Below are 12,376 nucleotides of genomic sequence, written 5' to 3' on the forward strand. Positions count from 1 at the left end.
TCTAGCATCGACCCCCGACAACGTCGACGGATCGACCGGCGTGTCGTTCGAACACGTGTTTGATCCCGTCGGTGCTCGGCGCTAACTTCGCCGCCGAACCCCCCGCCACCCCGGCGGGCGCGGCGATCCCCCTCGGACGCCGCGGGACGACGTCGGAAAGGACACGGCGATGGCACGCACGCCCCAGGGGCCGGACGGCCCCGAGGAGCCGGTGGCGACCGACGCCGTCGTCGCCGCCCGGGTCCACCCGTTCCCGGAGCCGGCCGACGCCGACGCGTCGCCCGGGCTCACGCCGCGGCAGCGCAAGGTGCTCGAGGTCATCCGCGACCACGTCGAGCGCAACGGCTATCCGCCGAGCGTGCGCGAGATCGGCGACGCGGTCGGGCTCACCTCGACGTCCTCGGTGGCCCACCAGATGCGCACGCTCGAGAAGAAGGGCTACCTGCGCCGCGACCCCAACCGGCCGCGCGCGCTCGACGTGCGGCTGCCCGAGGAGCTCGACGGCGGGGGCGGCGCCGAGGCGCCGGACCACACCGAGGAGATCCGCGCGGACCGGCCCGCCCCGACCTTCGTGCCGGTCGTCGGCCGGATCGCGGCCGGTGGGCCGATCCTCGCGGAGCAGGCCGTGGAGGAGGTCTTCCCGCTGCCGCGCGAGCTGGTCGGCGAGGGATCGCTGTTCCTGCTACGCGTCGCCGGCGACTCGATGGTCGACGCGGCCATCACCGACGGCGACTGGGTGGTCGTGCGCCAGCAGCCCGTCGCCGACAACGGCGAGATCGTCGCGGCGATGATCGACGGCGAGGCCACGGTGAAGACGTTCAAGCGCAAGGACGGGCGGATCTGGCTCCTGCCCCACAACGTCGACTACGAGCCCATCCCCGGCGAGGACGCGACGGTGCTGGGCAAGGTCGTCGCGGTCCTGCGCCGCCTGTAGCGCCCGCGCGGGTCGCCTGCGCCACGGTGCCTTGCCCCGTGGTGGGGAGCGACCTAGCGTTCAGGTCATCAGGTGACCTGAGGAGGAGCGGTTGCGGCCGGTACGGCGGGGCGGGCTCGTGGAGCAGGTGATCGACGCGCTGAGCGCGCCGATCGCGCGCGGCGACTGGCCGCCGGGCCACCGCCTGCCCGCCGTGACCGACCTCGCCGCCGAGCTGGAGGTCGGTCGCTCGACGGTGCGCGAGGCCGTGCAGGCCCTGGCGCACCGCGGTCTGCTCGAGGTCGCGCAGGGACGCGGGACGTTCGTCGCCACCCCCCGATCCGGCCGGTCGGACGACGCCTGGGCCCTGCGGCCGGCGCGCAGCGCGGCGCGGGACGTCTACGAGGCGCGGCGCGGTCCGGAGATCGAGGCCGCCCGGCTGGCCGCGCTGCGCCGCACCGACGACGACCTCGTGGTGATCGAGGCCGCCGCCGCCAACCGCCGGAAGGCGCGCACCTGCGGGGCGATCGGCGAGTGGGCCGAGGCCGATCTGGCGCTGCACCGCGCCGTCGTCGCCGCGACCCACAACCCGGTGCTGGGGCGGGTGTTCGACGCGCTCGCCGAGGGAGTCCACGACACCTTCACCCAGCAGAGCAGCGACCCCGGGTCGGGCGTCGACACCGCCCGCGAGCACGACGCGCTCGTCTCCGCGATCGCCCGGCAGGACCCTGAGGCCGCCGCCGCGGCGACCCGCGGCTACCTCGACGCGTGCGAGCAGGAGCTGCGGAGCCTGCTCGGGGAGGACCGCCCGTGACGGCTCGCCGCCGGGCGATGGGCCTCGCCGTCGAGCACGGGGTGGACGACCTCTACCAGGGCGCGGTGCCGGCGCTGGTCCCGGCGCTCGTCGCGGTCCGCGGCTGGGACCTCACCCGGGCGGGCGGCATCGTGCTCGCGGCGACCGTGCTGTCGTCGGTCGCGCAGCCGCTGTTCGGGCTGCTCGCGGACCGACGGCGCGTGCCCCACCTGCGCATCGTGGGCATGCTGCTCGCCGCGGCCGGGGTCGGCGCGGTCGGGCTCGTGGACTCGTACATCGCGACGTGGTCGGCGGTCCTGCTCTCCGGGCTCGGGGTCGCCGCCTACCACCCGGAGGCGGCGCGCGCGGTGCACCTGACCGGCACCGGCGACCGCGGGATGGGGTGGTTCACCGTCGGCGGGCTGGCCGGGTTCGCCGCCGGGCCCGCCGCGGTCGGGGCCGTGGTCGGCGGGCTGGGCCTCGCGGCGACGCCGCTGCTCGCGCTGCCCGCCGCGGCGGCCGCGCTGGTCGGGCTCCTCCCCCGGCGCCGCCCCGGGCCCGCCGCGACGGGCGGCGCCGGCGCCCCGACGGCCGCCGCCGGCCACGACGACTGGCGACGCTTCGGGTGGCTGACCGGCGTCGTCGTCACCCGGTCCGTCGCCTTCTACGGCCTGAGCGCCTTCCTCGCGGTGCACCTGACGATGCGCTTCGGCTTCGGGCCGGGGCTCGCGGCCGTCACCCTCGGGATCTTCACGGGCGCCGGGGCCGTCGCGACCGTCGCGAGCAGCGCCCTCACGCGGCGGTGGGGGCGCACGGCGGTCCTGCGCGGGTCGTACGTCGCGGCCGTCCCCCTGCTCGCCGCGACGCTGCTCGCACCGTCGCCGGGGCTCGCGCTCGCGGCGACCGGCCTGCTCGGGGCCGCGCTCGGCGTCCCGGTGCCGGTGCACACCACGCTCGGCCAGGCCTACCTGCCAGGGCACCTCGGGCTCGCCGCGTCCGTGACGCTGGGGCTCGCGGTCAGCGCGGGCGGGCTGGCGTCCCCGGTGCTCGGGGCCTTCGCCGACCACCAGGGCACCACCCCGGCCCTCGCGGTCCTCATCGCCGGCCCGGCGCTCGCGGCCCTGCTCACCCTGCCCCTGACCGACCGGCCGGAGAGCGAGGAGCCGGAGCGACCGGGGCGTTCGGACGCGTAGAGGCAGCGAACCACCCGTTCGCTGCGTCCGGGCGGCGCGCCCGCCCCTCGCGCACCAGGTCGCGCAGGCCTCGCACGAGCACGACGGCCCCGGTCAGCAGCACCGCCAGCAGCACGGACAGCCCCCAGACCCGCTCCGCCCCGCCGTGCGCGGCCGCCACCCCCGCGCCCAGCACCAGCGGCACGAGCAGCAGGGACAGGACGCGGTGGAGTGCGGCGGTGGGGTGGTGCTCCATGCCCCGAGCCTGGTGACCGGCGGACCCCCGCGCCATGCGCGATCCCGGAAGGCAGCCTCAGGCAGGGGCAGAGGCTGCCCGATCGGTGGCGTCGCGGGCGGCGCGGCGCAGGTGCTCGGCGAGGTCCTCGACGCCGGGGCCGGGGCGGGCACCGCGGCGCAGGACGAGGGTGCGCCGGGCGAACGGCTCGGCGAGCTCGCACACGGCGAGTCCCCGCGCCGGATCGACGACGCGTCGCGGCACGACGGCGAGTCCGACCCCCGCCTCGGCCAGGTCGACGACCGTGTCGAGGTCGACGGCGCGTCCCCGATAGCGGCCGACCGGCGCGTGCTCGCCGAGGTTCGCCTCGAGGGTCCGGGCGAGCGGCGCGTCGGGCTCGAGCCCGACCAGCGGGTGCTCGGCGACCTCGGCGAAGCTCATCGCCGGGCGATCGGCCGGGGCGCCTCCCGCCGGTCCGACGACGACGAGGGAGTCGTCGGCGAGGTGGTCCGTGGCCGGTGGCGGGGCGTCCCGGGCGTCGATGGTGACCACGCCGAGGTCGGCCTGCCCGTCGGCGAGCAGGCGCACGGTGTCGGCGCTGCGCCGCTGGCGGGCGACCACGTCGACGTCGGGGTGCGCGCTCAGGAACGACACGAGCGCGCGTGGCACCAGATGGCGCATCGGCGAGCTCCCCGCGAGCAGGGTCAGCGGGGTGCCCGCCGGCCGCCGGTAGCCCGCGACCGCGCCCTCGAGGCGGTCCAGCTCGTCGAGCACGGCGTCCGCGTGGCGCGCGAGCGCCTGGCCGGCCGGGGTCGGGCGCACCCCGCGGCGGCCGCGGACCAGCAGGTCGACGCCCGCGTGGTGCTCGAGCGCCCGGACCCGCGCGCTCGCCGACGGCAGGCTGAGGTGCAGGCGGGCCGCTCCGGCCGTGATCGAGCCCTCGGCGACCACCGCCCGGAACAGGCGCAGGTCGAGCAGGTCGTACCGCACGGCGAGGAGCCTACGGCCGCGACGCAGGCAGGAAGGTGCGCGGACGCGGGAGCGAACGGGGAGTTCGCGCGCATAGAAGCAGCGAACAGCGCGTTCGCTGCACCTACCCCGGGCCCTGGCGCCGCCGGACCAGCGTCACGACGCCCACGAGCAGGCCCGCGCCCAGCGCCACGGCGACGACGACGCCGATGCTGCGCAGGGGCTCGGGCACGGTGGTCTCCGCCGCCCGTGGCTCGGCGGACGCCGGAGCAGCACCCGAGCCGGACGCCGGCGCCGGCGCGTCCCCCACCAGCGCCACCGCGTCCGGCACCGCGTGCAGCGGCGCCGCCGGCTGCCCCGACGGCGTCTCCCCCGTCGTCAGCAGCGTCCCGTCCGGCGCGAACGCGATCGCCTCGCCCTGCACCTCGCCCGGCAGCGGCACGCGCACCGGCGTCCCGCGCAGCGCGGCCACGACGTCCTCGGCCGTCGCGGTCCCGCCGGGCGCCGGGTAGAGCCAGGCGTCGGCGTAGGTCCGCAGCGCCACGACCCGGCCGTCGGCGGAGATCGCCCCGCCGGTGTAGCTGCCCGAGCCCAGCGTCGTGATCGCCTCGCCGGGCACGACGACCTCGCCGGCCCGCTGCAGCCTCCCCGTGCCCCCGCCGCCCGCCGGCTCTGCGGCGACGTAGACGCCGCTGCGCCCGCCGAGGTCCTTGGTGACGATCACCGGGCGGTCGTCGGCGGGCAGCAGCAGCGACTCGGCGTCGTGCGCGCCGTCGGGGTAGGTCAGGCGGGTGACGGTCGTGCCGTCGGGCCCCACCCGCAGCATCGCCACCGTCGCCCGCCGGCGTCCGTTGTCCCCGACGTCCGCGAGCCACAACGTGCCGTCGTCGCCGCGCGCGAGGTCCTCGACGTCGCGGCCCTGCGCGGACACCTCGGTCTCCCCGACCACCGCGCAGTCGTCGTCGAGCACGGACACCGTGCTCGGGTTGCCACTGTCGTTGACGACCTCGTAGCCGCCCGACGGGCCCGCGACCAGTCCCGACGCCTCCGCCAGCCGCCGATCGGACAGGGTGCAGCGGACCTGCGGGTCGGCCCACGCCACGGTCGGCACCAGCGAACCCACGACGACCAGCAGGACGAGCGCGAGCCGCCCGGGCCCGCTCAGGGCACGCGCGCGGGGTCGACCGCAGCCGCGCGCAGGGCGGCCGCGAGCTCCTCGTCCACCCGTGCGTGCAGCACCGTGCCCTCGGCGGTGTGGCGCTCGGCCAGCACCTCCCCGTCGGAGTGGGCACGCGCGACCAGTGCGCCCTCGGTGTAGGGCAGCACGACCTCGAGCTCGACGTCGGGGTGCGGCAGCTCCTCGGCGAGGCGCGCCCGCAGCCGGCCGAGCCCCTCGCCGGTGCGCGCCGAGACGAACACCGCGCCGGGCAGGGCCCCGCGCAGCTCGGCCAGCGCCATCGGCTCGGCGGCGTCGACCTTGTTGACGACCAGCAGCTCCGGCGGCGCCGGCGAGTCGCCGTTCCGGGTCGAGCTCCGCTGCGCTCCGTCTCCCGAGACCTCGCCGATGACCTGGCGGACCGCGGCGATCTGGTCCTGCGCCGACGGGTCGGAGCCGTCGACGACGTGGAGCAGCAGGTCGGCGTCGGCGACCTCCTCCAGCGTCGAGCGGAAGGCGTCGACGAGCTGGTGGGGCAGGTGGCGCACGAAGCCGACGGTGTCGGTCAGCGTGACCTCGCGACCGTCGTCGGTCTCCCAGCGCCGGGTCGTCGGGTCGAGGGTCGCGAACAGCGCGTCCTGGACCAGCACCCCGGCGTCGGTGATCGCGTTGAGCAGGCTCGACTTCCCGGCGTTGGTGTAGCCGGCGATCGCGACCGACGGCACGGCGCGACGCTGCCGCCGCCCGCGCTTGGTGTCGCGGACCGTCGACATCCCCTCGATCTCGCGGCGCAGCTTGGCGATGCGCCGGTGGATGCGCCGCCGGTCGGTCTCGAGCTTGGTCTCACCGGGACCGCGGGTGCCGACGCCGCCGCCGCCCGCGCCGCCACCACCGCCGGCGCCACCGCCCTGCCGGGACAGCGACTCGCCCCATCCGCGCAGGCGGGGGAGGAAGTAGCGCAGCTGGGCCAGCTCGACCTGCGCCTTGCCCTCCCGCGAGCTCGCGTGCTGGGCGAAGATGTCGAGGATCAGCGCGGTCCGGTCGACCACCTTGACCTTGAGCTTCTCCTCCAGGTTGCGCAGCTGGCCGGGCGAGAGCTCGCCGTCGCAGATGACCGTGTCGGCGCCGGTGGCCTGGACGGTCTCGCGCAGCTCGGCCACCTTGCCCGAGCCGACGAACGTGCCGGGGTCGGGCGTCTGGCGGCGCTGGATGAGGCCGTCGAGCACCTCGGAACCCGCGGTCTCGGCGAGGCGGGCCAGCTCGACGAGCGAGGCGTCGGCCTCGCGCGCGGTGCCCTCGGTCCACACGCCGATGAGCACGACCCGCTCGAGGCGCAGCTGGCGGTACTCGACCTCGGTGACGTCGGTGAGCTCGGTCGACGAGCCGGTGAGCCCCGGGACGCGCCGCAGGGACGTGCGCTCCTCGAGGTCGAGCGCGCCGCCGGTGGGCTCGTCGCGCCGCTCGTCCGCGGCGGGATCGAGGGGATCGAGAGGGACGTCGAGCCGGATGTCGCTGCTGCGGTCGCGACGGCCCGTCGGGACACGGGTCGTCGGCGTGCGGGGGTCCTGCGGTGCGGGTTCTGTCATGTCACCGTCCATGGTTCCACGAGCAGCAACGCGAAAACCACCTCACCGCGCCGGGCGGGCTCAGACACCCAGCGCGACCGGCACGCCCCACGTCCCGCGCGCCACGAGCTCGGCGGGCCCGGTGAGGGTGGTCGAGGCCGCGTCGACGCCCACGAGCAGGGTGCCGCCGGGGGTGTCCACGGTGACGGTGCCGGTGCCCCGCCCCGCGGCGTGGAGGGCCGCGACGGCGCCGGCGACGGTGCCCGTGCCGCAGGAGCGCGTCTCGCCGGACCCGCGCTCGTGCACCCGCAGCCGCACCGCCCCGTCGACCAGCGGCGTCAGCACCTCGACGTTGACCCCGCGCGGGAAGAGCGAGGCGTCGTAGGCGGGCGGCCGGGCCAGGTCGAGGGTGTCGAGGGCGACCGACGGCGGCGCCACGCAGGCCAGGTGCGGGTTGCCGACGTCGACGGCCACGCCGTCCAGCTCGACGCCGCCCGCCCCACCGACGACCGTCGTGGAGTACGGCCCCAGCTCGGCGGGGCCCATGTCGACGGTGACGGGGCCGGTGTGGTCGACGGTCACCCGGCGCGTCCCGGCCCGCGTGGCCACGGGGTGGGCGCCGGGGGCGACGAGGCCGGCCTCGACGAGGTAGCGCGCGAAGACCCGGATGCCGTTGCCGCACATCTCGGCGAGCGAGCCGTCGGCGTTGCGGTAGTCCATGAACCAGGTCGCCTCGCCGCCCGCCACCCCGGCCGCGGCGGCGACCGGCCCGTCGGTGCGCACCACGCGCAGCACCCCGTCGGCCCCGATCCCCCGCCGGCGGTGGCAGACCGCGCGCACGAGCCGGCCGTCGTCGCCGTCGAGGTCGATCAGGCCGTCGGGGTCGGGGAGCACGACGAAGTCGTTCTCGGTGCCGTGCCCCTTGACGAACTCCACGCCGCCCAGCCTAGCGACGGCCACTTCTCTGCGTGAGCTGCACAACTTCCCGTTCCGCAAATGTGCAGAGACTGCAAGATCAGCCTAAGGTCGACGACGTGACCACGGGACTGCGCGAGCGCAAGAAGCTCCGGACGCGGCGCGCGCTCGGCGCGGCGGCGCTCGAGCTCGCGGTGACCCACGGGCTCGCCGAGGTCACGGTCGAGCAGATCGCCGAGGCCGCCGACGTCTCGCCGCGCACCTTCTTCAACTACTTCTCCTCGAAGGAGGAGGCGGTGGTGGCCGCCGACGTCGAGCGTGCGCGCGACATGGGCGAGCGCCTCGCGGCCCGTCCCGCGGGCGAGCCGGTGCTCGCGTCGGTGCGGGCCGTGATGCGCGAGATGCTCGGCGACGCCCCGCGCTCGCGGGAGTGGATCGCCCAGGCCCGTCTCGTGAGGTCCGAGCCGTCGCTGGTGCCGCAGCAGCTCGCCGCCTACGCCGCCTCGGAGCGGCGCCTCGCCGCGATCCTGGCCGAGCGCACCGGCCTCGACGCGACCGACCTCTACCCCGCGGTCACCGCGGCGGCGGTCATGGCGGCGGTGCGGGTGGCCACCACCCGGTGGCTCGAGTCCGACGAGCACGGCGACCTCGCCGACGTCGTCGATCGCGTCGTCGACCTGCTCGCCGCGGGCCTGCGCGACGCCCCCTCGCCCGGGCCGTGACGCCCGGGCCGTGACGCCCCACCCGCACCCGGCGCCCCACCACCCCTCGCTCCCTCCCGGAGATCCTCGATGTCCACGCCCACGGCGACGGCCCCGTCGACGGCCCCGCCCGCCACCCGCCACGTGCTGGTGGCCCTCTCGGGCCTGCTCATGGCCCTGTTCGTCGCGATCCTGTCCTCGACGATCGTGTCCAACGCCCTGCCCCGGATCCTCGCGGACCTCGGCGGCACGCAGGCGCAGTACACGTGGGTCGTCACGGCCTCGCTGCTGGCGATGACCGCGTCGACCCCGATCTGGGGCAAGCTCGCCGACCTCTTCTCGAAGAAGCTGCTCGTCCAGATCGCGATCACGCTGTTCATCGTCGGCTCGATGCTCTGCGGCCTGACGACGGACACCGCCGAGCTCATCGGCTTCCGCGTCGTCCAGGGCCTCGGCATGGGCGGGCTCATGGCGCTGGCCCAGGTCGTGATCGCCGCGATCATCCCGCCGCGCGAGCGCGGCCGGTACTCCGGCTACCTCGGCGCGATCATGGCCGTGGCGACGGTCGGCGGCCCGCTCATCGGCGGCGTCATCGTCGACACCATCGGCTGGCGCTGGTGCTTCTACGTCACCGTGCCGATCGCCGTCGTCGCGCTCGTCGTCCTGCAGCGCACGCTCACGGTGCCGACGATCAAGCGCGAGGTGCACATCGACTACGTCGGCGCCGTGCTCGTCGCGGCCGGCGTGTCCGCCCTGCTCATCTGGACCTCGCTCGCCGGCCACCAGTTCGCCTGGGCCTCGTGGTCGTCGGTGGCCTGGGTCGGCGGCGGCGTCCTCGCCCTCGTGCTGGCGGTGGTCGTCGAGTCGAAGGTGCGCGAGCCGATCGTCCCGCTGCACCTGTTCCGCAACCCGACGGTCGCCCTGGCCACCGTCGCCGGCCTGTTCGTCGGCGTCGCGATGTTCGGCTCGACGGTCTACCTCTCGCAGTTCTTCCAGCTCGCCCGCGGCGCCACGGCCACCGAGGCCGGCCTGCTCACGCTCCCGATGATCGCCGGGCTCTTCCTGGCCTCGACGATCGTCGGCCAGCTGATCACCCGCTACGGCCGGTGGAAGCCCTACCTCGTCGGCGGCGGCGTCCTGCTCACCCTGGGCCTGCTCGGCGAGGGGCTGTTCGTCAGCGCGACCGTGCCCTACGGCCTGCTCGCCGTGTTCATGGCGATGGTCGGTGTCGGCGTCGGCGCGACCCAGCAGAACCTCGTGCTCGCGGTGCAGAACCAGGTCGCGATGAGCGAGATGGGCGCGGCGAGCTCGACCGTCGCGTTCTTCCGCTCGCTCGGCGGCGCCGCCGGCGTGGCCGCGCTGGGCGCGCTGCTGAGCACCCAGGTCACGAGCTCGATCAGCTCCGGGCTCGCCGCGCTCGGCATCCCACCCTCGGCCACCGCGTCCTCCGGGGGCCAGATCCCGGACCTCGCGACCCTGCCGGCCCCGGTCCGGACCGTGATCGAGAACGCGTACGGCGACTCCATCGCCACGCTGTTCCTCGTCGCCGCCCCGCTGGCGCTGATCGCGCTGATCGCGATCCTGTTCCTGCACGAAGTCCCGCTGCGCCGCACGATCGACGTCGAGGAGACCGCACCCGCCGCCCTGCCCGGGACCGAGACAGCCGCGACCGGCGCGATCGGCGCCGACACCGTCCGGCGGCACCGCCCGGCCCTGCGCGGCACGGTGCGCCACGACGACGAGCCCGCCCCGGGGGCGGTGCTGACGCTGGTCGACGCCGACGGCCGCCAGCTCGGGCGCGCCGTCACCGACGCCGACGGCGTCTACGCGATCGAGACGGCGACGGCGGGACGCCCGCACCTGCTCGTCGTGCAGTGGCGCGGCACCCCGCACGTGGAGGCGCTCGGCGGCGCGACCGGCCCGCAGTCCCGGGACATCGCGCTCGTCACCGACCCCGCGGCCACCGGCCGGCACTCCCGCGCCGGGCTCGACGCGCCGACGGTGTCGCTGGCCGCGGAGCGGTAGGCCCCCGTGAGCGATCTTCCGAGCCATAGCTCAGAAGATCGCTCACGGACGACGGTCGGCCCAGCGGTCCAGCACCGCCGTGACGAGGTCGGACCGGTCGGCGTCGAACCAGTGCACGCGCCCGTCGCGCCGGAACCACGAGCGCTGGCGGCGCACCAGGCGCCGGGTGGCGACGACCGTGCGCCGGCGCGCCTCGTCGAGGTCGATCGTGCCGTCGAGGTGGTCGAGCACCTCGCGGTAGCCCACGGCGCGCGAGGCCGTCGCCCCGTCCCGCAGCCCCCGCCCCTCGAGCGCGCGCACCTCCTCGACCAGCCCGCCCGCGAGCATTCCGTCGACCCGCTCGGCGATCCGCTCGTCCAGCCGCGCCGTGTCGCGGTCGAGGCCCACGAGCACGGCATCGTGGCGCGGGACGCCGGGCCGCGGGAGGCTCGTCGCGAACGGGCGCCCGGTGAGCTCGACGACCTCGAGCGCCCGCACGATCCGCCGCCCGTTGCTGGCGAGGATGCTCCGCGCGGCGTCCGGGTCGCGGGCGGCGAGGCGGGCGTGCATCGCCGGCGCGCCGACCTCGGTGAGCTCGGCGTCGAGGCGGGCGCGCAGGTCGGGGTCGGTGCCGGGGAACTCGAGGTCGTCGAGGACCGCCTGGACGTAGAGCCCCGACCCGCCCACCACCAGCGGCACGCCCCCGCGCTCCCGGATCGCGTCGACCGCGGCGCGGGCGTCGCGCTGGTAGGCGGCGACGGTGGCGGTGTCGGTGACCTCGAGGACGTCGAGCAGGTGGTGCGGCACGCCGCGCCGGGCGTCGGGCGGGAGCTTCGCCGTGCCGACGTCCATCCCGCGGTAGAGCTGCATCGCGTCGGCGTTGACCACCTCGGCGCCGAGCCCCCGGCGCGCCAGCTCCTCGGCGAGGTCGAGCGCGAGGTCGGACTTGCCGGTCGCCGTCGGGCCGACGAGGGCGATCGGACGGGAGACGGAGCGCAGCCGAGCTCGACCCGACGACGAGGTCACGCGCCCGAGGATCCCAGTTCCCACACCGCCACGTGGTACGCGACCCCGTACGGCGCGGAGGAGTGCTCGAGGCGCGCCGAGGCCGGGCGCGGCGCCGCCCCCGCGAGCACCTGCCACGGCACCCGCCCGGCGACGAGCAGCTCGTCGGACAGCTCCGGGTCGAGGCCCGCGAGCGCCGCCGCGTCCCCGGCGGCGAGGGCGTCGGCGACGGCCCGGTCGTAGGGCCCCGCGCGCTCGTCGAGGGCGCCGGGGGCCCGGGCGGTGTGGGTGGCGGCGCCGTCACCGAGCACCAGCAGGACGTCGTGGCCATCGGCGGCGGCGAGCTCCTCCCCCGCCCGCCGCGCGTCCTCGGGGGTCGTGTCGCGGGCGAGCACGTGGGCGTCGATCCGCACCGCGTCGCCGGCCGGCCCGGCCTGCTCCCGCAGCCACCCCGCGACGAGCACGGGCAGCGGCAGCTCGGGGTCGGGCGCCCGGCCCGGGTCCGCATCGGGCGCCGCGGGCCCGGCGAGGGCGACGCGGACGTCGGCGCCGAAGCCGGCGAACGTCCCGCACGTGCCCGGCGGGTACGCCGCGGCGGTCGGGGCCGCACCCACCGCGAGCCAGCGGTCGCCGGCCGCCGCCAGGCGGGTGGCCACGGCCCGGCACGCGGCGCGCAGGGCGGCCGTCTCGGCGGCCGCGGTCCCGGCGAGCTCGGCTGCGAGCAGGGGCGGGTGGGGCACCACCGCCGCCGTCACGATCACTGTGCCGAGGCTATCCCGGGCGCGGGGGTCCGGCACGTGCTGCGCCCGCCGCTCAGGGGTGGAGCTCCCCCTCCCCGTCGAGGGTCGAGCTCCGCTGCGCTCCGTCCCCCACTCACGGGTCGAGCTCCGCTGCGCTCCGTCTCCCACTCACCGGTCGAGCTCCGCTGCGCTCCGTCTCCCACTCACC

The 12,376-nt window shown here is 76.7% G+C and carries 11 protein-coding genes; 5 read left to right on the top strand and 6 right to left on the bottom strand.

The window, feature by feature from the left end; genetic code table 11:
• The first annotated feature begins 169 nt into the window (after positions 1 to 169).
• The 3 genes from lexA to PGB27_RS02380 all read left to right on the top strand — a co-directional run bounded on the left by lexA (position 170) and on the right by PGB27_RS02380 (position 2,899).
• Positions 170 to 934 carry a transcriptional repressor LexA gene (gene lexA, locus PGB27_RS02370; RefSeq protein ID WP_274198726.1) on the top strand — a complete coding sequence of 255 codons (765 nt, stop codon included), beginning with the start codon at positions 170 to 172 and terminating at the stop codon, positions 932 to 934.
• Between the two features lie 91 nt (positions 935 to 1,025).
• A complete protein-coding gene (locus tag PGB27_RS02375) occupies positions 1,026 to 1,727 on the top strand; it encodes a FadR/GntR family transcriptional regulator (protein ID WP_274198727.1) in 702 nt (233 codons plus the stop codon).
• A complete protein-coding gene (locus PGB27_RS02380; RefSeq protein WP_274198728.1) occupies positions 1,724 to 2,899 on the top strand; it encodes an MFS transporter in 1,176 nt (391 codons plus the stop codon). The genes PGB27_RS02375 and PGB27_RS02380 overlap by 4 nt, the downstream gene beginning before the upstream one ends.
• A gap of 292 nt (positions 2,900 to 3,191) precedes the next feature.
• Here PGB27_RS02380 and PGB27_RS02385 read toward each other — a convergent pair whose 3' ends face one another.
• The 4 genes from PGB27_RS02385 to dapF all read right to left on the bottom strand — a co-directional run bounded on the left by PGB27_RS02385 (position 3,192) and on the right by dapF (position 7,748).
• A complete protein-coding gene (locus tag PGB27_RS02385; RefSeq protein ID WP_274198729.1) occupies positions 3,192 to 4,103 on the bottom strand; it encodes a LysR family transcriptional regulator in 912 nt (303 codons plus the stop codon).
• A gap of 103 nt (positions 4,104 to 4,206) precedes the next feature.
• On the bottom strand, positions 4,207 to 5,205 hold the full coding sequence (locus tag PGB27_RS02390; RefSeq protein ID WP_274198730.1) for a hypothetical protein: 999 nt from the start codon (positions 5,203 to 5,205) through the stop codon (positions 4,207 to 4,209).
• 38 nt (positions 5,206 to 5,243) lie between these two features.
• Positions 5,244 to 6,824: a GTPase HflX gene (gene hflX / locus PGB27_RS02395; protein WP_274198731.1), complete on the bottom strand. Its 1,581-nt coding sequence runs from the start codon at positions 6,822 to 6,824 to the stop codon at positions 5,244 to 5,246.
• A 60-nt stretch (positions 6,825 to 6,884) separates the two neighbouring features.
• Positions 6,885 to 7,748 carry a diaminopimelate epimerase gene (gene dapF / locus PGB27_RS02400; protein ID WP_274198989.1) on the bottom strand — a complete coding sequence of 288 codons (864 nt, stop codon included), beginning with the start codon at positions 7,746 to 7,748 and terminating at the stop codon, positions 6,885 to 6,887.
• A gap of 89 nt (positions 7,749 to 7,837) precedes the next feature.
• On the opposite strand from dapF, the gene PGB27_RS02405 reads away from it, so the two are divergent.
• Positions 7,838 to 8,440 carry a TetR/AcrR family transcriptional regulator gene (locus PGB27_RS02405; protein WP_274198732.1) on the top strand — a complete coding sequence of 201 codons (603 nt, stop codon included), beginning with the start codon at positions 7,838 to 7,840 and terminating at the stop codon, positions 8,438 to 8,440.
• A gap of 69 nt (positions 8,441 to 8,509) precedes the next feature.
• A complete protein-coding gene (locus tag PGB27_RS02410) occupies positions 8,510 to 10,444 on the top strand; it encodes an MFS transporter (RefSeq protein ID WP_274198733.1) in 1,935 nt (644 codons plus the stop codon).
• Between the two features lie 42 nt (positions 10,445 to 10,486).
• Here PGB27_RS02410 and miaA read toward each other — a convergent pair whose 3' ends face one another.
• Positions 10,487 to 11,449, bottom strand: a complete 963-nt coding sequence (miaA, locus tag PGB27_RS02415) for a tRNA (adenosine(37)-N6)-dimethylallyltransferase MiaA (RefSeq protein ID WP_274198734.1) — start codon at positions 11,447 to 11,449, stop codon at positions 10,487 to 10,489.
• Positions 11,446 to 12,189: a class III extradiol ring-cleavage dioxygenase family protein gene (locus PGB27_RS02420; RefSeq protein WP_274198735.1), complete on the bottom strand. Its 744-nt coding sequence runs from the start codon at positions 12,187 to 12,189 to the stop codon at positions 11,446 to 11,448. Before PGB27_RS02420 ends, miaA begins: the two co-directional genes overlap by 4 nt.
• Between the last annotated feature and the right edge of the window lie 187 nt (positions 12,190 to 12,376).

This window comes from Actinomycetospora lemnae (assembly GCF_028737315.1).
Classification (GTDB): Bacteria; Actinomycetota; Actinomycetes; order Mycobacteriales; family Pseudonocardiaceae; genus Actinomycetospora; species Actinomycetospora lemnae.